Source organism: Streptomyces nymphaeiformis, assembly GCF_014203895.1.
In the GTDB taxonomy this organism is placed as follows: Bacteria; Actinomycetota; Actinomycetes; order Streptomycetales; family Streptomycetaceae; genus Streptomyces; species Streptomyces nymphaeiformis.
On record NZ_JACHJY010000008.1, the window covers coordinates 66407 to 87187 of the forward strand.

Below are 20781 nucleotides of genomic sequence, written 5' to 3' on the forward strand. Positions count from 1 at the left end.
TCCTGCCGTGCCCGAACCATCCCCGAGGAATGAAGGAAGCACCGCCATGGCAGCACCTTCGGCAGCCCAGCGCATCGTCATCGAGAACGCGGCGATCGCGACCGTCGACGCGAACGACACCGAGTACGCCTCCGGGTACCTCGTCGTCGCCGACAACAAGATCGAGTCCATCGGCGCCGGCAAGGCGCCCGAGGGCCTGGAGAACGTGGTCCGCCGGATCGACGCCACCGGTCATCTGGTGACGCCCGGTCTGGTCAACACCCACCACCACTTCTACCAGTGGATCACCCGCGGCCTGGCCACCGACCACAACCTCTTCAACTGGCTGGTCGCGCTCTACCCGACGTGGTCCCGGATCGACGAGTCGATGGTCCGCGTCGCCGCCCAGGGCTCCCTGGCGATGATGGCCCGCGGCGGTGTCACCACGGCCATGGACCACCACTACGTGTACCCGCAGGGCTCCGGCGACCTGTCCGGCGCCATCATCGGCGCCGCCTCCGACATGGGCGTCCGCTTCACCCTGGCCCGCGGCTCCATGGACCGCAGCGAGAAGGACGGCGGCCTGCCGCCGGACTTCGCCGTCGAGACCACCGAGGGCGCGCTCGCCGCGACCGAGGAGACGGTGCGGAAGTACCACGACGCCTCCTTCGACGCCATGACCCAGGTCGCCGTCGCCCCCTGTTCCCCCTTCTCCATCTCCACCGAGCTGCTCCGCGAGGGCGCCGCGCTCGGCCGCCGCCTCGGCGTGCGCATGCACACCCACGGCTCGGAGACCGTGGAGGAGGAGAAGTTCTGCCACGAGCTCTTCGGCATGGGCCCGACGGACTACTTCGAGTCCACCGGCTTCCTCGGCGAGGACGTGTGGATGGCCCACTGCGTCCACATGAACGACTCCGACATCGAGGCCTTCGCCCGCACCAAGACCGGTGTGGCGCACTGCCCGTCCTCCAACGCGCGCCTCGCCGCCGGCATCGCCCGCGTACCGGACATGCTCAAGGCCGGCGTCCCCGTCGGCCTCGGCGTCGACGGCACCGCCTCCAACGAGTCCGGCGAGCTGCACACCGAGCTGCGCAACGCGCTCCTCATCAACCGCCTCGGCGCGCACCGCGAGGCCGCGCTCAACGCCCGCCAGGCCCTGCGCCTCGGCACCTACGGCGGCGCCCAGGTCCTCGGCCGCGCCGACAACATCGGCTCGCTGGAGGCCGGCAAGCTCGCCGACTTCGTCCTCTGGAAGATCGACGGCCTCGGCCACTCCTCGATCGCCGACCCGGTCACCGCCATCGTCTTCGGCGCGGCGGCACCGGTCACGGCCTCCTTCGTCAACGGCAAGCAGATCGTCGAGAACAACCGACTGCTGTTCGCCGACGAGGAGCAGATCGCGCGTGACGCGCGCGCGGAGGCGCAGCGCCTGGCCCGGATCACGGCCCAGAGCTGACCCTCCCCATGGAGTCCGACCGAGGGGGACGGCCCTCGGTCGGTCGCCGCGGACCCGAGCGGGGCCCGCGGCAGCCCGACCGGGTGGTGCCGTACGCAGAAGTCGTACGGCACCACCCGGGACGGTGAAGCGTGCCCGCACCCCCACACCGGGCCCCCGTCCCCACGCCGCACCCCTCCGCGGCACCGCTCCACCCCGGAACGCGCCGCACCCCTTCCGCGGCACCGCTCCACCCCGCACCGAGCCGCACCTCCTGCACTTCGCACCGCATCGCACCACCTCCCTGAACCCCTCGTCGCCGCCGACGTGTAACCGACCGGAGGAACCGCCGTGGCCGCCAAGCCCCAGGTTCGCAATGCACCAGACGCAGGACCCGCCCCCGAAGACCGCGAGAAGCATCCGGTCGACGAGACGCTGCCCCCACTCAAGATGCTCACCAGCGGCCTCCAGCACGTCGCCGCCATGTACGCGGGCGTCGTCGCCCCGCCCCTGATCGTCGGAGCGGCCGTCGGCCTCTCCGGCACCGAACTCACCTTCCTGACCGGCGCGAGCCTCTTCACCGCCGGTCTCGCCACCTTCCTGCAGACGCTCGGCGTCTGGAAGATCGGCGCCAAGCTGCCGTTCGTCAACGGCGTCACCTTCGCCGGCGTCGCGCCCATGCTGGCGATCGTCGACACCACCGAGAACAAGGCCGACGCACTCCCCGTGATCTTCGGCGCGATCATCGTCGCCGGACTCCTCGGCTTCGCCGCCGCCCCCTTCTTCTCCCGGCTCGTGCGGTTCTTCCCGCCGGTCGTCACCGGCACGGTGATCACCCTCATCGGCGTCTCCCTCCTCCCGGTCGCGTTCGGCTGGGCCCAGGGGCCCAACCCCAAGGCCGCGGACTACGGTTCGACCACGTACCTCTCGCTCGCCGGCATCACGCTCCTCGTGGTCCTGCTGCTCCGCCGCTTCACCCGCGGCTTCCTCAAGCAGGTCGCGGTCCTGGTCGGCCTCGTCATCGGCACGCTGATCGCCATACCGTTCGGGGGCACCGACTTCTCCCCGGTGAAGGAAGCCGACATCGTCGGCTTCCCGTCCCCCTTCCACTTCGGCGCCCCGCAGTTCGCCCTCGCCGCGATCATCTCCATGTGCGTGGTCATGCTCGTCTCCATGACCGAGTCGACCGCCGACATGCTGGCGCTCGGCGAGATCGTCGAGCGGCCCGCCGACGAGAAGACCATCGCGGCCGGACTGCGCGCCGACACCCTCGGCTCGGCGCTCAGCCCGCTCTTCAACGGCTTCATGTGCAGCGCCTTCGCGCAGAACATCGGCCTGGTCGCCATGACCCGGATCCGCAGCCGCTTCGTCGTCGCCTGCGGCGGCGGCTTCCTGGTCCTCATGGGCCTCTCGCCGGTCGCCGCCTCGCTCATCTCGGTCGTCCCCCGGCCGGTCCTCGGCGGCGCGGGCGTCGTCCTCTTCGGCTCGGTCGCCGCCAGCGGCATCCAGACCCTGGTCAAGGCCGGCCTGGAGAAGGACAACAACGTGCTGATCGTGGCCGTCTCGCTCGCCGTCGGCATCATCCCGATCACGAAGCCGGAGTTCTACCACGCCTTCCCGGAGACCGCCCAGATCATCCTGGACTCCGGCATCTCGACCGGCTGCGTGGCCGCCGTCCTGCTCAACGTGGTCTTCAACCACCTGGGCCGCGGCCGCGACGCCGACGAGGTCACCGCGCCCATGGAGCCCGGCGAGGAGATCTCCGGCAGCGCCACGGCGAAGGCGGCGCACGCCCACTGAACCCGCTCCTCGTCCCACCGCCCGCCCCGGTCCCCGCGCACACCGCGGGGCCCGGGGCCGCGGCGCGTGCCGACCTGTGCGCCGAACGCGCGGCGCCCGGGGCCGTGGTGCTGGTCAACCCCAACACCTCGACCGCCACCACCGCGATGATGACCGCCATCGCCCGGCGCACCCTGGGGCCGACCCGCCCCGTCCGGGGCGTGACCGTCGCCCGGGGCCCGCGCATGCTCACCGACCCGGACGCCCTGCGGGCCGCCGCCCCCGAGGTCCTCGCCGCCGGCCTGCGCGCCACCGCCGGGGGCGACTGCGCCGCCCTCCTCGTCGCCGCCTTCGGCGACCCGGGCCTCGCGGCACTGCGCGCGGCGCTCGCCCCGACCGGGGTCCCGGTGGTCGGCCTCGGCGAGGCGGCGCTCCTCGAAGCGGCCGCCGACGGAACGCCCTTCGGCATCGCCACCACCACCCCGCTCCTCGCCGACGCCATCCACGCGCGCGTGACCGCCCTCGGCCTCGGCGACCGGTACACCGGCCTCCGGCTCACCGCCGGCTCCCCCGAGCGGCTCTCGGCCGACCCGGCGCTCCTCCTCGACCGTCTCGAGCGCGCCGTCCGTGCCAGCGCCGAACGCGACGGCGCCCGCGCCGTCGTCATCGGCGGCGGCCCGCTCGGCGAGGCGGCCGAGGAACTCCACGCCCGCTGCGCGGTCCGCGTCGTCGCCCCGATCCCGGCGGCCTGCCGCGCGCTCACCCGCCTGCTGACGGGCTGACGCCGCCGGGCCGGTGAGAGACGGGCCGCCGGCCGCCGGGCGCCGGGTGATCGGCTGACGCCGGAAGGGCGCCGCGTACCGTGCCGACGGCCCACCACCCGCGGACACCCGGAGTTCACCGCTCCACCGCGATCCGCCGTCGGCACTCCGCGCCCAGCGAGGGGTAGGCGGCGGCGATCGCCTCGTACGTCCGCCGCCTCAGCAGCCGCTCGGCCTCGCCCCGGCCGGTCTCCCCGTACAGCCCGTCGAGCAGCGACTCGTACCGCGACAAGGCGTGCCGCAGATAGCTCACCTGCCACCGCACGAGCGCCCCGGCGGGCGGGCCGCCCCGGTCCGGGCCGGGACTTCGGGCCTCCAGGAGATGCCGGTGCCGCGCGGCCCGCCGCTCCAGTTCGGGCCCCGGCAGCAGGGGCACCTCGATCGGTTCCGCGCGGATCGCGGTCAGGACGGCGGCCCGCCGCCGCTCGGCGTGGACCCCGGCGGCCGAGGCCCGGGCCCGGCAGAGCGTCGCCGTCTCGGTGAACTCGGGGGTCCGCTCCACCGTCTCCACCCGGGCGAGGAGATAGAGCCGCACGGGCGCGAGGGACCAGCGGCGCGGATCGCGGCCCTGCACGTCGGGCGTGCCGAGCAGGTCCCGCACCATCGCGTCGGTCCAGCCGCGCCCGCGCACCCCGGCGAGCGAGACATAGGTCGTACGGTCCGTCATGATTCCCCCTGGGTCGACTACGGAGCGTGACGATTCCAGTGAAGCGCACCCCACTGACAACGCCCCCTCGTCGACCTCTTGCCGTTCCGGCTCCGGCTGTGCGATATAGGTCTGGACCTTTTCGACGGACGGAGGCCGGCCCGTGCAACGCCCGCTCGCCGCAAGCCTGTTGACTGCCCTCGCGCTCGCGATGACCCTCGCCCTCGGCGCCTGCTCCAGCGCCGTCGCCCCCGCGCCGAAGGACACCCGGGCGCCCGCCGCCCCCACCGGAGTCACCGCCGTCGCCGGCAGCGCGAGCACCGTGCACGTCATGTGGAGCGCGGCCGGCGACGACCGTGCCGTCGCCGGATACGCCGTCTACCGAGAGGGCCGCAAGGTCAGGGACCTCCCCGCCACCACCCTGATGACGGACGTCGTCGGCCTCGCCCCCGCGACCCGCCACCGGTTCACCGTCCGCGCCCGCGACGCCGCCGGCAACGTCTCGCCCCCGAGCGCCACCGTCACGGCCACCACCCTCCCCGCCGTCTCCGAGGACCGCACGCCCCCGACCGCCCCGACCGCCCTCCGCGTCACCGCCGAGGGCAGCCGCGCCGCCACCCTCCGCTGGTTCCCGGCCCGCGACGACACCCGGGTCACCGCGTACGACGTCTACCAGGCCGACGCCCGCATCCACACCGTCCCCGGCACCGCCACCACCGCCCACCTCACCGGCCTGCGCCCCGGCACCGCCTACGCGTTCACCGTCCGGGCCCGCGACGCCGCCGAGAACTCCTCCCCGGACAGCACCCCCGCCGACCTCACCACCGCCCCGTCCCCGGGCGCCCCGCCGAACACCGCCCCCAAGGACCTCGACGCCACGGCGGGCAAGGGCGAGATCACCCTCACCTGGACCCCGCCGAAGACGGGCGCCCCCGTCACCCACCACGAACTCCACCTCAACGGCCGCTTCGCCACCACCATCGTCTGGGGCGCCACCCCACCCCCCGGCCGCGCCACCTACACCTTCCCGGTCCAGGACCCCCCGGGCACCCGCTACACCATCACCCTCCGCGCCCAGCTCCCGGACGGCACCTGGGGCGACTTCTCCGCACCGAGGACCGTGGTCGTGCGCTGAGTGTGCTGAGTACGCCGACTGCGTCGAGTGCGCCGACTGCGCCGAACTTCCCTGCCTCTGGCCGAAATCGCACCCTTTCGCTCAACCTGACGGCACCTCACCCTGCGAACAGGGGAAGCGACAGGCCGTTGGGGGGCGCCGATGTCCGAACCGACCTCCGACCCGCTCTACGTACCCGCCCTGCCCGCCCGGCCGAGCGCGCTCGTCGCGTACGGCCTGCTGGCGCCGGAGCTCCGGGCCGTCGTCGCGCCGCTCTGGACCGTCCCGCCCCGCGTCGGCCACGAGCGGACCCCCGGAGGCCCGTCCCGCCCCCTCGACCCCGACCCCGCCGCACTCGGCGACCACGTGCGCCTGGCCCTGGCGCGCATCGCGCGCGTGCAGCGCGACCGGCCGGCCTGGGTCGACACCGGCCACGTCGAGCGCGAGCCGGGCTTCCCCGGCCTCGGCGCGGTCCGGCCCCCGCTGCGGCCCGTCACCGGCATCGAGCGCGCCGCCGGCGCACAGGTGGCCTGCGCCGAGGCGGCCCGCGCGGGCGGCACCGGCCTCGGCATCCGCGTACGCCCGGACGGCGGCGGGCCGACGGCGGAGGCGCTGTGCCGGCTCCTCGAACGGATCGCGTCCGCCCGGTGCCCCCTGGACCTCCTCCTCGACCTGGGCGCGGTCGACGAGGACCAGGGCGCCGACCTCACGGCGCTCCAGGCCCTGAACGTCCTCGCCCCCCTCCACCCCTGGCGCACCGTCGTGCTCCTGGCCGGCGCCTTCCCCCGTACCCGCCCCGAGGCGTACGGAGCGCCCCTGGCCGAGTCGTGCCGGGTCGACCGCCTCCTCCCCGGCCTGCTCCGCCACGCCGCCGACGGCCCCGGCCCGCGGCCCGTCCACGGCGACTACGGGGCGCACGACGCGGCGAGCGCCGACCGGGTCTCCGACACGGGGGACGACCCGTTCCGCGGGGCGCTGCGCTACACCGCCGAGCAGGCCTTCCTCATCGGCGAGGTCCCGGCCGAGTCCGGCCACCACCTCCGGGTCCGCGCGCTCGCCCGCGAGATCGTCGCCTCCCCGCACTACAGGGGAGCGGAGTACAGCGAGGGGGACCGCTGGCTCCGCGTCTGCGCCGACGGCAGCGGCCTGCCCGGCACCGGGCACCCCGACCTCTGGATCCGTGCCGGCCACAACCAGCACCTGACCCATGTGGCCCGCGAACTGCGGCGACACTCCTGAGCGGTGGTCCTTGCCCGCCGTAACCGGTTCCCCGGAATTACCCTGGGAAGCGTGGCCGGGACCGTTCTCACCAACACCGGGCTCGACAGCTTCCTCGACGGAGCGCCCGAGCATCGTGACCCCGCGTTCGTGCGGGCCGCCGAAGCGGTCCTCGGACTGCTCGCCCTGCGCGGCGCCGACCGGACGACGGGCGTGCCCGAGCCGACGCCCGGGCTCGTGCGGCAGCTCCTGGTGGAGGACCTGCCGATCTTCGTGTACGCGCCGCCCGGACAGCTCGCCGCCTATCCGGCCGTCCTCGGGGCCCTCGCCGCACGGTTCGACGGAGGGCGGCGCGAGCGCATCGCGGCGGTCGTCGCCGAGTCCGCGCCCGACTTCGAGCGCGCCATGACCGACCCGGGAAACCTCACCTGGCACCGCTGGTACGCCTCGCTCCTGCGGACGGTCGGCGCCGACCTCGCCGACCCCGAGGACGTACGCCGCCGGCTCGCCGCCCTGGACGGGGCGCCGCTCCCCGACGGGGTGCGCCGCGCCCACCTCATGGGGCGGACCGCCCTCGCGGACGTCCTGCTCTCCGAGGCCCTCACGCGCGCGTACGTGCGGGACGCCGAAGCACCCCCGGCCGCCGGGCCGCTGCTCACCGACCACGCCGTCGCGACCGGCATCGGGCAGCTCGCCGCCGCGCTCCAGGACCGGTGGACCGCCGCCGGGCTGGCCGAGCAGCTCGCAGGGCCGTACGCGCGGTTCGCGCCGGGACCCGACGCCTTCCCCCACCTCGTCCTCGCCGACGCCCTCCTCGACGAGCACCTGGACTACTACGGGGACCCCGCCGCCCCCGTGCCCCCGCCGCCCGCGATCGAGGCCGGGCCCGTCGAGGAGGACGCCGACAGCCTGATCGGCGCCGTCGAGGAGCTCGCGGAGGAGGAGTTCGAGCCGTACGGGGGCGAGGCGCCGCACCTGCTGTACGCGGTCTACCAGCGGGGCTGCGCGGCCGAGTCCGTCGCCCGCAAGGCCGCCGAGTACGAGGACTGGTCCGTCGACCCGGACCTGGAGGACCTGCCCGTGGCGGTGCCGGACACGGCGCCCGACGCGTACACCGTCCCGCCCGTTCCGGAGCTCGTACGGCTCCTCGGCACGGCCGACCTGAACGAGGCCGACCGGGACCGGCTCGAAGGCCCGGGCCGCGACCTCGCCGTGGTCCTCGACCGCCTCGCCGCCACCGGCCTCGTCTTCCGCCGCGGCGACGCCTTCGGGCTCACCCCGCGCGGCGCGGGAGCCGTGCGCTACCTGCTCGCCGTGCGCGGGGTCACCGCGCCCGACGCCGCCGAGGCGGCCGCCTGGACCGCGCCGGACGTGGTCGCCGCCGCCGGGGGCTGGTCGGCCTCCGTCGCCGCGCGCGTACTGGCCGACTGGCTCCACGCGCGCGGGGACTCCGCCGAGGCCTGGTCCCAGCTGCTCGCCGCCCTCGGCACCGTCCACGCCGGCGCCTCCGAGGCGGCCGCCACCCGCGGCCTCTTCGCCGTCCTGGACACCGCCGGAGCGCCGCCCGAGGCGCTGCGCGGCGCCCTCCGCGACCCGGTCATCGGCGCGTACGCCCTGGAAGCCCTGCGCGAGCGGGGCGAGCCGGCGGACCCGATCCAGGTCCGGCTCTCGGCCCGGGCCCTGCACGTCCTCGACGCGCTGCCCGCCAAGAAGGGCCCGCTGGAGTCCCGCCGCGCCGCCTTCGACACGGCGGCGGCCGGCTGGCCCGGCGGTTCCGCCGCCCTGGTCCGCGCGATGGCCGCGGCGGACCGCCACGAGGCCGAGCGGGTCCTGCGCCCGCTCGGCATCACCCTCCCGTGACGGCCTTCGCTAGTTCGCCGAGAGGTACATCCCGGACGTCCCCGTCCCCGCCGTGTTCCGGCAGCTGCGGTTCCCCGTCGGGACGGCGTTGATCAGGGCCAGGCACTTGCCGAGGGCCTGCTGGCCGTAGGCGTTGGGGTGCATCGACTCCTGGACGAGGCCCTGCGTGCTCTGGCTGTCGATCCAGCGCGCCCACTCGCTCGTCGCCGCCGACGGGGGCACGGTCGACGTGACCTGCCGGCTCGCCTTCGCGCAGACCTCACGGCCCTGGAGCGCGTCCCGCAGGTCCAGGAACTGCACGCCCTTCGCCGCGGCGACGCCCTTGAGGCGGTCGGCGATCTGGGGGACCAGGGAGTCGCGGGCCCAGTCGGAGTCGGCGTTCCAGAAGGGGCAGCCGCCGGTGTTGGTACGGGACCAGCCGCTCTCGCCGTACCGGTTGTCGGCGGAGCGCGGGATGGGGGAGGGGTACGACTGGAGGACGATCCGGTAGTCGCCGGCGGCGTACCCGGCGGCGGTCATGACCGCCCGGATCTCGTCGACGGACCGGCCGACGTCGGCCATCACGCCGTCGATCTTCGCGTCGACGACGGCCTGCTGGTCGTCGTGGCAGTACGAGTACCAGACGATGTAGTCGCTCGCGCAGGTGCTGATGATGTCGGCGAAGCCGAGGTCGTTGCCGCCGATGGACAGCGCGATCAGCTTGACGTCGTTCGCGGCGGCCACGGCCGCCAGCTGGTCGGCCTGGGGCGCCTCGCCCTTGTACGCCTGGCCGCCCTGGGAGGCGCGGAAGACGTTCTCCGTCGTTGCCCCGGAGCAGGCGAGGTTGATCAGCGAGCTCGCGATCGGGCCGGCGCTCTTCACCTCGGCGGTGTCCGAGCGGTCGCAGCCGCCGGCGGTGGAGCCGTACACCCGGGACGGGTCGTAGGTGCTGCCCGTCCAGGCGCGGTCGGTGCCGTTGCGGCTGCCGGAGTTCGTGAGGCTGTTGCCCAGCCACCGTCCGGCCTCGCCGGAGATGTAGCTGTCGCCCATGGTGACGACGGCGGTGGGGCCCGTGCCGGGAGCGGCGTGGGCGGCCGGGGCGGCGACGGAGGCGAGCCCGGCGGCGGTACACAGTGCCAGGAGTGCGCGCAGCGCACGGTGGGGGGTCGAAGGCATGGCTGTGCTCCTGCGGTATGCGGTGACGCAGTGACGTGGGGGACAGCCGCCGGCCGGTGGCATGGCGGAATCTCGCACGGCGTGGCTTGTTACCGCTAGGTAGCTGCATATCTCGGTTCCGTCACGTCCCCTGTGCCCCGCCCGGGAACGCGACGGGGCCCCGCCCCGGTGCTGTGCGACACCGAGGGCGAGGCCCTGTTCAGAAGGCGTGCGGCCGCTGTGCGGTCGGCCGACGTGCGTGCGTCAGCCGACCAGCTGCTCGTACGCGGGAAGGGTCAGGAAGTCCGCGTAGTCCGCGTCCAGGGAGACGTGCAGGAGCAGGTCGTGGGCCTGCTGCCACTTGCCGGCCGCGAAGGCCTCCTCGCCGATCTCGGCGCGGATCGCGGCCAGCTCCTCGGCGGCGACCTTGCGGGCCAGCTCGGGGGTGGCGGTCTGGCCGTTCTCGAAGACGACGCCCGCGTTGATCCACTGCCAGATCTGGGAACGGGAGATCTCGGCGGTGGCCGCGTCCTCCATCAGGTTGAAGATGGCGACGGCGCCGAGGCCGCGCAGCCACGCCTCGATGTAGCGGATGCCGACCTGCACGGCGTTGCGCAGACCCTCGTACGTGGGCTTCGCGTCGAGCGAGTCGATCGCGATGAGGTCGCCCGGCGCGACGGAGACGTCCTCGCGGAGGCGGTCCTTCTGGTTGGGCTTGTCGCCGAGGACGGCGTCGAAGGAGGCCATCGCGATCGGGACCAGGTCGGGGTGGGCGACCCAGGAGCCGTCGAAGCCGTCGCCGGCCTCGCGGTCCTTGTCGGCCTTGACCTTCTCGAAGGCGACCTTGTTGACCTCGGCGTCCTTGCGGGACGGGATGAACGCCGCCATGCCGCCGATCGCGTGCGCGCCGCGCTTGTGGCAGGTGCGCACGAGGAGTTCGGTGTACGCGCGCATGAACGGGGCGGTCATCGTGACCGCGTTGCGGTCCGGAAGGACGAACTTGGCTCCGCCGTCACGGAAGTTCTTGACGATGGAGAAGAGATAGTCCCAGCGGCCCGCGTTGAGGCCGGCGGCGTGGTCGCGGAGCTCGTAGAGGATCTCCTCCATCTCGTACGCGGCCGTGATGGTCTCGATGAGGACCGTGGCGCGGACGGTGCCCTGCGGGATGCCGACGTAGTCCTGCGCGAAGACGAAGACGTCGTTCCAGAGGCGGGCCTCCAGGTGCGACTCCGTCTTCGGGAGGTAGAAGTACGGGCCCTTGCCGAGGTCGATCAGACGCTGGGCGTTGTGGAAGAAGTACAGGCCGAAGTCGACGAGCGCGCCGGGCACCGGGCGTCCGTCGAAGGTGAGGTGACGCTCCTCCAGGTGCCAGCCGCGCGGCCGCATCACGACGGTGGCGAGCTCGTCGGCGGGCTTCAGTGCGTACGACTTGCCCGAACGCGGGTCCGTGAAGTCGATGTTGCGGGTGTACGCGTCGATCAGGTTGACCTGGCCGAGGACGACGTTCTCCCAGGTCGGCGCGGAGGCGTCCTCGAAGTCGGCGAGCCAGACCCTGGCGCCGGAGTTGAGCGCGTTGATCGTCATCTTGCGGTCGGTCGGGCCGGTGATCTCGACACGGCGGTCGTTCAGGGCCGCCGGGGCCGGCGCGACCTTCCAGGAGTCGTCGGCGCGGATCGCGGCGGTCTCCGGAAGGAAGTCCAGGGTGGAGGTGCGGGCGATCTCGGCGCGACGCTCCGCCCGGCGGGCGAGGAGCTCGTCCCGGCGCGGGGTGAACCGCCGGTGCAGTTCGGCGACGAAGGCCAGGGCGGCCTCGGTGAGCACTTCCTCCTGACGGGGCAGGGGCTCGGCATCGACGACGGCCAGGGGGGACGGCGCTGGTGCGGACATGAACTGTCACTTCCTTCAGCGGGCTTCACGGGCGGTGCCAGGCGGCCGCCGGGCGTCACGGGGCGGCACGGAGTGCCGCAGGCGCCGAGATACGGCCGCGAGCGCCCTCTCAACGACCAAGGGCTTCTGAACAGTGGATACTAGTTTCCTCATGGTGGAAGTTCAATGGTTTGTTGATGTCGAGATTCTCCGGATCGACAGAACATGGCGCTCGGTGCCAGTCCGTTCACTCCAGGTGGGACAGATCCGCCTCCGTGTCGATGTCGTACGGCTCGGCCACATCCGAACAGTCCACCGGGGTGATCGCATCCCGGTGTGCCGCCAGATAGTCCCGCGCCCCCCGGTCGCCCACCGCCGTCTCCGCGATCCCCGTCCAGTGCCCCGCGCCGAACAGCACCGGATGGCCCCGCTGTCCGTCGTACGAGGCTGCCGCCAGCGAATCCCGCGATCCGTACGCCGCCCTGACCCTGGCCACCGCCTCCACCCCGATCCCCGGCTGGTCGACCAGGAGGACGAGCGCCGCGTCCACCCCGCGCGGGTCGGCCGCCAGCGAGGCGAGCCCCGCCCGCAGCGAGGAACCCATCCCCTCCGCCCACTCCGGGTTGTCCACCAGGACGCACCCGGGCAGCTCAGCCCGCTCCCGTACGGCATCCGCCGACGCCCCGAGCACCACGTGCACCACCTCGCAACCGGCCCCGCGCAGCACCCCCACGGCATGCTCGACCAGCGGCCGCCCCCGATGGGAGAGGAGTGCTTTCGGACGCCCCCCGAGCCGCCTTCCACCCCCGGCGGCGAGCAGCAGTCCGGCGACGACGGGGGTTCGATCTTCCGCAGCTGTCATGCCACCTGCATACCTCATCCGGCCGAATCACACGGTCGCCTGAATTCCGACCACCAAGGGTGGCGCGCCGGGGTGGCGAAGGAGTTAACTGGCCCGCGGCTCACGGCGCCCGATCGCCGCCCGGGGGGTCGGCTCGGGGTGTCCGGAGCGGAGTTCTGCGCACATCGTCGTGCGAGGGGGAGATCCATGTTGCGAAGCGTGGGGCAGAGGCGAGTGACCGGCGAGGGCATGGACCCCAGGGTGGCCGAACTGCGGTCCGCCGTGTCCCGGCTCCGGCGCGAACTGGCCGCGCTCCGGACCGATTTCGCCGACCGTGGCATCGCCGAGGACGAGCTCGCCGCGCTGGACGCCATGGCGCTCAGCGGCGACCCCGAGGTACGGCGGCTGCGCCGCTCGCTGCTGCTCGTCGCGGGCTGCGTCGGCTCCGTCAGCGCCCTCGCCGAGGCGCTCGCCGGCGTCCGTCGGGCCGTCGAGCTCTTCGGGCCCCCGCAGCCCGGGCAGTAGGCCCGCCACCGGGCCCTTCCGGGTACCCCGGAGGGGGATCCTCCGGGTACCCCACAGGGGCCTGCGGGGCTCTGTGCGGTGGCCGAACCGGGGAGAAGGCTTCCATCCTGAGGGAGGGTTCCGCCTCGGCGGTCCCGGCCGGAAGGTGGTGGTGGACGTGGCGGCCACGGGTGGTGACGACGACGAGCGGGACGAACCGCGACCCGGCAGGGCCGGCGAGCGGAACGCCGTGCTCCCAGGGGGCGCCGGTGGGCGGGATGCCCCGCTCCCGGGCGGCGTCGGCGACCGCCCCGCCCCGTTGCCAGGCCGCGCCGGTGAGCCGGATGCCCCGTTCCCGAGCGGCGCCGGCGGCAGCCCGGCCCCGCTCTCCGGCGCCGGCGACCGCCCCGCCCCGTTCCCGAGAGGTGTCGGCGGCAGCCCGGCCCCGTTCCCCGGCGTCGGCGACCGCCCCGCCCCTCTCTCCGCTGCCGTCGACCCGCTGGGCGATCCGTTCCTGCAGACGCGGTTCGCCCTGCCGAGTCGCCCCGGGACGTTTCTGCGTCGTGAGCGGCTGGTCGGGCGGCTCGGGCAGGCGCTGTCGACCCCGCTGACCGTGGTCAACGGCAGCGCGGGGGCCGGGAAGACCCTCCTGGTCGCCGACTGGGCCGCGCACCTCGGGCAGCCGGTCGCCTGGCTGACGCTCGACGCCGCCGTGGACGGCCCCGGGATGTTCTGGGCCCAGCTGCTGCAGTCCCTGAACGCCGCCGGCGTGCCCGTACCCGCCGCGATCGGCTTCCCCGCCGACGCGACCAGGGCCCATCACACCCTCCTCAGCCGGATCGCCTCGGAACTCGCCGGGCGCGACCGGCCCGTCACCGTGGTGATCGACGAGTTCGACGAGGTGGCCGACCCCGAGGTCGCACGGCAGCTGGAGTTCGTCCTGCGGCACGCCAGGCCGGGACTGCGCCTCGTCCTCGTCAGCCGCAGCGAGCCCCTCCTCCCGCTCCACCGCTACCGGGCGGCCGGGGAGATGACCGAGATCCGGGACGCCGAGCTGGCCTTCACCACCGAGGAGGCGGTCGAGCTCCTCGACCTGCACGGCCTGTCGCTGTCCGTCCCGGTGGCCGAGGCGCTGGTGGAGCGCACCCGGGGATGGGCGGCGGGCCTCCGGCTGAGCGCCCTGGCGGCGCGGGCGAGTCCGGATCCCGAGCTCTACCTGAAGGAGTTCGAGGCGGGACGGAGCACGATCGCCGACTTCCTCCTGGCCGAGGTCCTCGACCGGCAGCCTCCCGAGACCCAGGACCTGCTCCTGCGGATCAGCGTCCTCGACCGCTTCCGTCCCGACCTGGCGGACGAGCTGACCGGGCGGCGCGACGCCGCGACGATCCTCGCCGGACTGCACCGCGCGAACGCCTTCGTCGAGGACTACGGCCACGGCTGGTACCGGCTCCATCCGCTGTTCCGGGAGATACTCCGGGCCCATCTCCGCAGCCGTGCCCCCGGCCTCGAACCCCGGCTGCACCACCGCGCCGCGCACTGGCTCCGGCGCTCCGGCACGCTGCGCGAGATGCTGGTCCACGGCGCCGCCGCGCGGGACTGGACGTACCTCGCCGGCGCCCTGGTCGAGGATCTCGCGATCGGGCAGCTCCTCACCGGCCTGGGCTCCGGAGAGCCCGTGGACTGGTTCGCCGCGATGGAGGGGGAGACACCCGACGCGGCCACGAACCTCGTCCGCGCCGCGTGCGAGCTGTCCCGGACGCACCGGTCCGACCGGTCGGACCGGGCGGCCCTCGAACGCGGCACGGCGCACCTCCGCCTGGCGGCCGAACAACTGTCGGTCGAGGGCCGCGGCACCCCCGCGGCCCTGCTGAGCCACGCCCTCCTGGGGGCACTGGCCGGGCGGCTCTCCGGCTCGGCGCATCTGGCCGAACAGGCCACCCGGTCGGCCCGCCGCCTGATGGAGCGGATGCCCTCCCGGCTCCTCGACGCGCACCCGGAACTCCGCGCCCTGCTGCTGACCCACGTGGGCGCGGCCCGGCTGTGGGCCGGACGCCTCGACGAGGCCCGGGCCGCCCTCGCCCAGGTGGCCGCCGCCCCCCGTACGGCCTCCGTCGTGCTCCCGCGGATGGAGGCACTGGAACACCTGGCGCTCGTCGACCACCTCAACGGATGGCCGAGCGCGGCGGAACGCAAGGTGCTCGCGATGACGGTCGAGGCCGAGCGGTACGGCCTCGGCCGGCCGCAGGGTTCCGGAATCGGACAGCTGGTCCTGGCCGCGGTCGCCCTCGGCCGGGACGACGTCGACCGCGCCGAGGCACTCCTCGCCGGGCTGCCCGAGCAGCCGCCGGTGGATCCGGTGGCGGCCGCGACCAGACAGGCCGTCACGGCCGACGTGCTGCTGGCCCGGGGCCGTACGGGCGCGGCCCTGACCGTCGCGACCCGGCCCGTCCCCGCCGCCGACGTCTCGCCCTGGGCGCGGGGCCGTGCCGCCCTGGCCGTCGCGGACGCGCACCTGGCCGAGGGCCGCCCGGACGCGGCGGTCGACGTCCTCCGGCAGGTCGCCGGGGACCAGCCGCTGTGCACCGTCGGCACGGCGCGGGCCCATCTCGCCGCCGGGGACCCCGGCACGGCCCTCGACCTGCTCGAAGGCCTCACGGCCGACGGGCGGTCGGGGCCCGCGGTGGCCGTGCCGGCCGCGCTGGTACGGGCCCGGGCGGCGGCGCTGAAGGGCGACGCCGCCACCGCCCGCAGGCTGCTCGCGCGGGCTCTCGCCGAGGGCCGCCGCGAGGACCTCAGGCGCGCCTTCCGGGACGCCGGGCCCTGGGCCGGGCCCTTCCTGGCGGAGCCCCCGCTGCGCGCGCTGGCCGCCGGGTGGCTCGTACCCGAACCGCAGCCACCCGGCGAACCGGCCGGCGGCGGACACGGGGCCGTGACGCCGACGGAGGAGCTCACCGGACGGGAACGCGAGGTCCTGGAGCGGCTCGCCGGGGCGATGTCGACCGAGGACATCGCCGCCGACCTGTACGTGTCCGTGAACACGGTGAAGACCCACCTCAAGGCCGTCTACCGGAAGCTGTCGGTGCACCGCCGCAACGACGCCGTCCGCCGCGCCCGCGAGCTGCGGCTGCTGTGACGTCCCGCCCCCACCGCGCCCTCTCACCCGCGGCGGGTGAGGCGGCCGGCGGCCGTCCGGGATGTGATGGCGACGAGGGCGGGCTCACTCCCTCCGCTGCCGCCGGACACCGGCGGCCAGGCCCGGCGAGGTGGCGACCGTGAAGAAATGGCGCGCTCTGATCGTGCTCGGGACGGCCCAGTTCCTGATGGTCCTGGACACGTCCGTCATGAACGTCTCCATCAGCCAGCTGGTCGAGGACTTCGACACCGAGGTGACCGCCATCCAGGCCGTCATCACCCTGTACGCCCTCGTCATGGCCGCCTTCATGCTCATCGGAGGCAGGTTCGGGGACGTCCTGGGCCGACGCCGCGTCTTCCTGATCGGCATGGCGGTCTACGGAGTCGGCTCGGGCCTGACCGCCGTCGCGCCCACCCTCTGGGTCCTGACCCTGGGGTGGTCGATCATCGAGGGGCTCGGCGCCGCCCTGGTGCTCCCGTCCATGGCGGCCCTCGTCGCCGAGTCGTACCGGGGCCGCGACCGCTCCGTCGCGTACGGCGTCGTCGGCGGCCTGGCAGGTGCCGGCATCGCGGTCGGTCCGCTGCTCGGCGGCTGGGTGACGACGTACCTCACCTGGCGCCTGGTCTTCGCGGGCGAGGTCGTCGTGGTCCTCGCCGTACTGCTCCTGCGGCGGGCGATCCCCGAAACGCCCCCGCCGAGCCGGCGTCCCGGCCTGGACGTCGTCGGCGCCGTGCTGTCGGCGGCCGGCCTGGGGCTCGGCGTGCTCGGCGTGCTGCAGAGCGGCACCTGGGGATGGGTCGAGCCGCGCAACCCGCCCTTCACCGTCTTCGGCTTCTCCCCCACCCTGTTCGTGATCGGGGCCGGCGTGGTGATCCTGTTCCTCTTCCGGGTCTGGGAGGAGCGGCGGGAGGCCCAGGGCGCCGACCCCCTGGTCCATCTGGCCCTCTTCAAGAGACCCGCCCTGCGCTCGGGGCTGATGACCCTGCTGAGCCAGAACCTCATCCTGCTGGGGCTGTTCTTCACCATCCCGCTCTACCTGCAGGTGGTGCAGGGGCTCGACGCCTTCGAGACGGGACTGCGGCTGCTGCCGGTCTCCATCACCATGCTCGCGGCCTCCCTGGGCGCGGCGAAACTCGGGCGCAGGCTGGGCCCGCGGAGGATCGTACGGACAGCCCTCCTGCTGCTCCTCGCCGCCATCGTCTGGCTCCTCGGCACCATCGACCCCGTCATCGACGACGCCCAGTTCTTCTGGGCCATGGCGCTCCTCGGCCTCGGCATGGGGCTGCTCGCCTCGCAGCTCGGCAACGTCGTCCAGTCCAGCGTGGGGGAGCGGGAGCGCAGCGAGGTCGGAGGTCTGCAGTTCACCGCCCAGAACCTGGGGTCCGCGCTCGGCACGGCCCTCATCGGATCCCTGCTGATCGGAGCCCTGGCCCAGGCCTTCACCACCGAGGTGGAGAAGGACCCGAGGCTCTCGGAGGAGGCGCGCGCGCAGACCAGCGTCGCCCTGGAGGCCGGGATCAGCTTCGTCCCGACCGACCAGGTCCGCTCGGCGGCGGAGAGCGCGGGGCTTCCGCCGCAGGAGGTGGACGCCGTCACCGACTCCTACGCCTCGGCCCAGCTCGACGGCCTCAAGGCGGCCATCCTCGCGACCGGGGGCATCACCCTGCTGAGCCTGCTGGTGACACGAGGGCTGCCCGGCGCCGGCGAGACCGGGGGCGCGGGCCGTGACCGGGCCGCGGCCGGCCCCACCCCGCCGGAGACGCCGGAGACGCCGGAGCCCCGCCCGTGAATCACCCGTGCAGGGTGAGGCCGGCGGGGACACGGAGGCGGACTCTGGACGCAAGGGCCGACCGGCCCGGTGACAGCCACTTCCGGGAGGGGCACGTCATGCAGCACGAGCAGTGCGAGATCCGCGTCGACGGGCTCATGTCGGAGACGCTGATCGGATCGTTCCCGGAGCTGGAGCACGTGGTGGTCTCCGGCCAGACGCTGCTGTACGGCCCCCTCCTCGACGAGGCCCACCTCTACGGCCTGCTGGCCCGCCTCCAGTCGCTCGGACTGCACGTGGTGGAACTGCGGCGGCTGCCGGAGTGACCGAGGGGAGTCCCGGCGGGATCCCGACGGGAGAAGGACCCGGAAACGGAGCACGGACATGGACACACCGACGTACCTCGCCTACGACTACCCGCTGCTGAGCATGTTCTGGACCATGCTCTGGATCTTCCTGTGGATCCTCTGGTTCATCCTGCTGTTCCGGATCATCGCCGACATCTTCCGCGACGACTCCATGAACGGCTGGGGCAAGGGCGGCTGGCTCGCCTTCGTCATCCTGCTGCCGTTCCTCGGCGTCCTCGTGTACGTGATCGCCCGCGGCAAGAGCATGGGCGGCAGGGAGATCGCGCACGCCCGCGAGAAGCAGCAGGCCTTCGACGCCTACGTCCGCGAGACCGCCGCCGGTGACAGCCGCCCCAGCCGGGCCGAGGAACTCGGCCGGCTCGCCGAGCTCCGCACCAAGGGCGACATCAGCGAGGAGGAGTTCCAGCGGGCCAAGGCCCTCGTCCTGAACGACGACCGTCCGTCCCCGCCCGCCGACACCACCCCCACCGCCCGTCAGTGAGACGGGCGCGAGGAGAGGAGAGACCGAGATGAGCGCCACGCACACCCCCCACGCGTCATCGGCGAAATACGCCTGGGCCGGGGGCCTGAGGGTCTTCGCCGCCGTCATGCTCGGCATCGCGGGACTGCTCGCCATCTTCCGCGGCATCATGGCCATCGCCGAGGACGACGTCTTCGTCCGCACGCCGAACTACGTCTTCCAGTTCGACCTCACCGGGTGGGGCTGGGTCCATCTCGGCCTGGGCATCGTCGCCGCGCTCGTCAGCTTCGGGCTCTTCACGGCGGCGGCCTGGGCGCGGTACTCCGGCATCGCCATCGCCGCGCTCGTGATCATCGCGAACTTCCTGTCGCTGCCGTACTACCCGTGGTGGTCCGTCATCATGATCGCGATGTCCGGCTTCATCATCTGGGCCCTGTGCGTCGACCGGGGCGAGGACGCGGGCGTCGGGAGGTAGTCGTGAGCGATCTGAAGTTCGAGCAGAAGAGCGCGATGTCCCGTACCGAGGCCGCGGCGCAGCTGGAGGCGCTCGCCGCGGCGCTCAGGGAGGGCGGCGAGGCCGACCTCCCGATGGGGCTCGGGGTGCTGAGCCTGAGGATCCCCGACGAACTCCGCACCGAGGTGGAGTTCGAGGTCGGCGACGGCGAGATCGAGCTGGAGATCGAGCTGAAGTGGCCGGTGGGCGGGGGCAGGGCGAAGCCGAAGGAGGCGAAGGAGGCGAAGGAGCCGGAGGCCGAGGTCAAGGCCAAGCCGGAGGCGAAGAAGTCCGTGACCAAGCCGGAGGCGAAGAAGCCCGAGGTCAAGGCGGCGGCCAAGCCCGAGCCGAAGAAGGCCGCCAGGTCCGGGCGCCCCGCCGCGAAGCGCACATGAGTCGGGGGGCTCTCGGGGGTCCGAGTGCTCCTGTTTCACCCGCATGACCTGGCCGCCGTGCCGGTGCGGCCCGGCGGGAGTTGGGTGGAACCGGGACACCCGGACCCCGGAGAAACGGAAACTGCCATGTACGAGATGCACATCGCGCCCGACGACTCCAGCGGACTTCTGGTCTGGCACGTGATCGCAAAGGAGGCGGGCAGCAGCCTCTGCGGTCAGCCCGTCGACCGCGGCACGGACGGCGTGCAGACGGACCGGCACTGCCTGTCCTGCATGCGGTCCTTCCAGGACCTGATGAGCGCCAAGGCCTCGTCGTCGGCCCAGGGCCGGCCGGACGGCCTCACCGCCTGATCAGCCGGCGGGCCGTCGCCGCCGCCACCGCCGCCGTGCGCGAGTCCACGCCCAGCTTCGCGAAGATGTGGACGAGGTGGGACTTGACCGTCGCCTGGCTCAGGAACAGCGCCTTGCTGATCTGCTGGTTCGACAGGCCCTCGCCCACCAGCTGGAGCACCTCCAGCTCGCGTTTCGTCAGCGCCTCCGCCGGCGTCCGCATCCGGTCCATCAGCCGGTGCGCGACCGCCGGCGCGAGCGCCGACTGCCCGGCGGCCGCCGTCCTGACCGCCGCCGCCAGCTCCTCCGGCGGCGCGTCCTTCAGGAGGTAGCCGGAGGCCCCCGCCTCCACCGCCGCCAGGATGTCCGCGTCCGTGTCGTACGTCGTCAGGACCAGCACCTTCGGCCCGCCCGGCGCCGCCGTGATCGCCGCCGTCGCCTCCGAGCCGTGCATCCCGGGGCCGAACTGCAGGTCCATCAGGACCACGTCCACGCCCCCGGCGGCGGCCAGCTCCACCGCGCGCTCGGCGGTGGCCGCCTCGGCGACCACCGCGAAGTCCGGCTCGGTGTCGAGGACCGCGCGCAGGCCCGCCCGTACCACCGGGTGGTCGTCGGCGAGGAGGAGTCGGATGGTCAT

Annotated in this window: 19 protein-coding genes; 14 read left to right on the forward strand and 5 right to left on the reverse strand. The window is 73.9% G+C overall.

Annotation, left to right across the window (positions count from 1 at the left end; translation table 11 throughout):
* Positions 1 to 46 precede the first annotated feature (46 nt).
* The 3 genes from GGE06_RS26335 (at position 47) to GGE06_RS26345 (ending at position 3975) form a co-directional block, all read left to right on the forward strand.
* Positions 47 to 1435: an 8-oxoguanine deaminase gene (locus tag GGE06_RS26335; RefSeq protein WP_030691439.1), complete on the forward strand. Its 1389-nt coding sequence runs from the start codon at positions 47 to 49 to the stop codon at positions 1433 to 1435.
* A 330-nt stretch (positions 1436 to 1765) separates the two neighbouring features.
* Positions 1766 to 3214 carry a nucleobase:cation symporter-2 family protein gene (locus GGE06_RS26340; protein WP_184931992.1) on the forward strand — a complete coding sequence of 483 codons (1449 nt, stop codon included), beginning with the start codon at positions 1766 to 1768 and terminating at the stop codon, positions 3212 to 3214.
* A 104-nt stretch (positions 3215 to 3318) separates the two neighbouring features.
* Complete coding sequence (locus tag GGE06_RS26345) at positions 3319 to 3975, forward strand: aspartate/glutamate racemase family protein (RefSeq protein WP_184931993.1); 657 nt, start codon at positions 3319 to 3321, stop codon at positions 3973 to 3975.
* A 115-nt stretch (positions 3976 to 4090) separates the two neighbouring features.
* Here GGE06_RS26345 and GGE06_RS26350 read toward each other — a convergent pair whose 3' ends face one another.
* Positions 4091 to 4681, reverse strand: a complete 591-nt coding sequence (locus GGE06_RS26350) for a hypothetical protein (RefSeq protein ID WP_184931994.1) — start codon at positions 4679 to 4681, stop codon at positions 4091 to 4093.
* A gap of 142 nt (positions 4682 to 4823) precedes the next feature.
* Here GGE06_RS26350 and GGE06_RS26355 point away from each other — a divergent pair, with 142 nt between their 5' ends.
* The 3 genes from GGE06_RS26355 (at position 4824) to GGE06_RS26365 (ending at position 8852) form a co-directional block, all read left to right on the forward strand.
* Positions 4824 to 5795 carry a fibronectin type III domain-containing protein gene (locus GGE06_RS26355; RefSeq protein WP_312883306.1) on the forward strand — a complete coding sequence of 324 codons (972 nt, stop codon included), beginning with the start codon at positions 4824 to 4826 and terminating at the stop codon, positions 5793 to 5795.
* Between the two features lie 141 nt (positions 5796 to 5936).
* Positions 5937 to 7013, forward strand: coding sequence for a beta family protein (locus GGE06_RS26360; protein ID WP_184931995.1), 1077 nt, complete (start codon positions 5937 to 5939; stop codon positions 7011 to 7013).
* A gap of 51 nt (positions 7014 to 7064) precedes the next feature.
* A complete protein-coding gene (locus GGE06_RS26365) occupies positions 7065 to 8852 on the forward strand; it encodes a hypothetical protein (protein ID WP_184931996.1) in 1788 nt (595 codons plus the stop codon).
* Between the two features lie 9 nt (positions 8853 to 8861).
* On the opposite strand, the gene GGE06_RS26370 is transcribed toward GGE06_RS26365, so the two are convergent.
* The 3 genes from GGE06_RS26370 to GGE06_RS26380 form a co-directional block, all read right to left on the reverse strand.
* On the reverse strand, positions 8862 to 10007 hold the full coding sequence (locus tag GGE06_RS26370; protein WP_184931997.1) for a GDSL-type esterase/lipase family protein: 1146 nt from the start codon (positions 10005 to 10007) through the stop codon (positions 8862 to 8864).
* A gap of 243 nt (positions 10008 to 10250) precedes the next feature.
* Positions 10251 to 11873 carry a malate synthase A gene (aceB, locus tag GGE06_RS26375; RefSeq protein WP_116158131.1) on the reverse strand — a complete coding sequence of 541 codons (1623 nt, stop codon included), beginning with the start codon at positions 11871 to 11873 and terminating at the stop codon, positions 10251 to 10253.
* A gap of 226 nt (positions 11874 to 12099) precedes the next feature.
* The gene (locus tag GGE06_RS26380) at positions 12100 to 12714 is read right to left on the reverse strand and encodes a nucleotidyltransferase family protein (protein WP_116158130.1); all 615 of its coding nucleotides are present in this window, start codon (positions 12712 to 12714) and stop codon (positions 12100 to 12102) included.
* 186 nt (positions 12715 to 12900) lie between these two features.
* Here GGE06_RS26380 and GGE06_RS26385 point away from each other — a divergent pair, with 186 nt between their 5' ends.
* From GGE06_RS26385 to GGE06_RS26420, 8 genes are all read left to right on the forward strand, one after another.
* Positions 12901 to 13218, forward strand: a complete 318-nt coding sequence (locus tag GGE06_RS26385) for a DUF5955 family protein (RefSeq protein WP_116158129.1) — start codon at positions 12901 to 12903, stop codon at positions 13216 to 13218.
* A 478-nt stretch (positions 13219 to 13696) separates the two neighbouring features.
* Complete coding sequence (locus GGE06_RS26390) at positions 13697 to 16330, forward strand: winged helix-turn-helix domain-containing protein (RefSeq protein WP_116165243.1); 2634 nt, start codon at positions 13697 to 13699, stop codon at positions 16328 to 16330.
* Positions 16331 to 16469: 139 nt separating this feature from the next.
* Positions 16470 to 18119 carry an MFS transporter gene (locus GGE06_RS26395; protein ID WP_116158128.1) on the forward strand — a complete coding sequence of 550 codons (1650 nt, stop codon included), beginning with the start codon at positions 16470 to 16472 and terminating at the stop codon, positions 18117 to 18119.
* Positions 18120 to 18217: 98 nt separating this feature from the next.
* A complete protein-coding gene (locus GGE06_RS26400; protein WP_116158127.1) occupies positions 18218 to 18424 on the forward strand; it encodes a DUF8691 family protein in 207 nt (68 codons plus the stop codon).
* Between the two features lie 58 nt (positions 18425 to 18482).
* Positions 18483 to 18947, forward strand: coding sequence for an SHOCT domain-containing protein (locus GGE06_RS26405; protein WP_116158126.1), 465 nt, complete (start codon positions 18483 to 18485; stop codon positions 18945 to 18947).
* 28 nt (positions 18948 to 18975) lie between these two features.
* Positions 18976 to 19401: a DUF7144 family membrane protein gene (locus GGE06_RS26410; RefSeq protein ID WP_116158125.1), complete on the forward strand. Its 426-nt coding sequence runs from the start codon at positions 18976 to 18978 to the stop codon at positions 19399 to 19401.
* 2 nt (positions 19402 to 19403) lie between these two features.
* Positions 19404 to 19814 (forward strand): amphi-Trp domain-containing protein, encoded by a 411-nt coding sequence (locus GGE06_RS26415; protein WP_184931998.1) that lies wholly within the window; start codon positions 19404 to 19406, stop codon positions 19812 to 19814.
* 126 nt (positions 19815 to 19940) lie between these two features.
* On the forward strand, positions 19941 to 20165 hold the full coding sequence (locus GGE06_RS26420) for a hypothetical protein (RefSeq protein WP_116158123.1): 225 nt from the start codon (positions 19941 to 19943) through the stop codon (positions 20163 to 20165).
* Here GGE06_RS26420 and GGE06_RS26425 read toward each other — a convergent pair.
* Entirely contained in the window at positions 20155 to 20781 is a 627-nt protein-coding gene (locus GGE06_RS26425) for a response regulator (RefSeq protein WP_116158122.1), read from the reverse strand. The genes GGE06_RS26420 and GGE06_RS26425 overlap by 11 nt on opposite strands.

What these genes read in the sequence shown, in the direction of transcription:
- GGE06_RS26425 (WP_116158122.1), bottom strand. Translation starts at nt 20,781, where the DNA reads ATGACCATCCGACTCCTCCTCGCCGACGACCACCCGGTGGTACGGGCG.
- GGE06_RS26410 (WP_116158125.1), top strand. Translation starts at nt 18,976, where the DNA reads ATGAGCGCCACGCACACCCCCCACGCGTCATCGGCGAAATACGCCTGG.
- GGE06_RS26350 (WP_184931994.1), bottom strand. Translation starts at nt 4,681, where the DNA reads ATGACGGACCGTACGACCTATGTCTCGCTCGCCGGGGTGCGCGGGCGC.
- GGE06_RS26385 (WP_116158129.1), top strand. Translation starts at nt 12,901, where the DNA reads ATGTTGCGAAGCGTGGGGCAGAGGCGAGTGACCGGCGAGGGCATGGAC.
- GGE06_RS26370 (WP_184931997.1), bottom strand. Translation starts at nt 10,007, where the DNA reads ATGCCTTCGACCCCCCACCGTGCGCTGCGCGCACTCCTGGCACTGTGT.
- GGE06_RS26360 (WP_184931995.1), top strand. Translation starts at nt 5,937, where the DNA reads ATGTCCGAACCGACCTCCGACCCGCTCTACGTACCCGCCCTGCCCGCC.
- aceB (WP_116158131.1), bottom strand. Translation starts at nt 11,873, where the DNA reads ATGTCCGCACCAGCGCCGTCCCCCCTGGCCGTCGTCGATGCCGAGCCC.
- GGE06_RS26420 (WP_116158123.1), top strand. Translation starts at nt 19,941, where the DNA reads ATGTACGAGATGCACATCGCGCCCGACGACTCCAGCGGACTTCTGGTC.
- GGE06_RS26405 (WP_116158126.1), top strand. Translation starts at nt 18,483, where the DNA reads ATGGACACACCGACGTACCTCGCCTACGACTACCCGCTGCTGAGCATG.
- GGE06_RS26335 (WP_030691439.1), top strand. Translation starts at nt 47, where the DNA reads ATGGCAGCACCTTCGGCAGCCCAGCGCATCGTCATCGAGAACGCGGCG.
- GGE06_RS26400 (WP_116158127.1), top strand. Translation starts at nt 18,218, where the DNA reads ATGCAGCACGAGCAGTGCGAGATCCGCGTCGACGGGCTCATGTCGGAG.
- GGE06_RS26380 (WP_116158130.1), bottom strand. Translation starts at nt 12,714, where the DNA reads ATGACAGCTGCGGAAGATCGAACCCCCGTCGTCGCCGGACTGCTGCTC.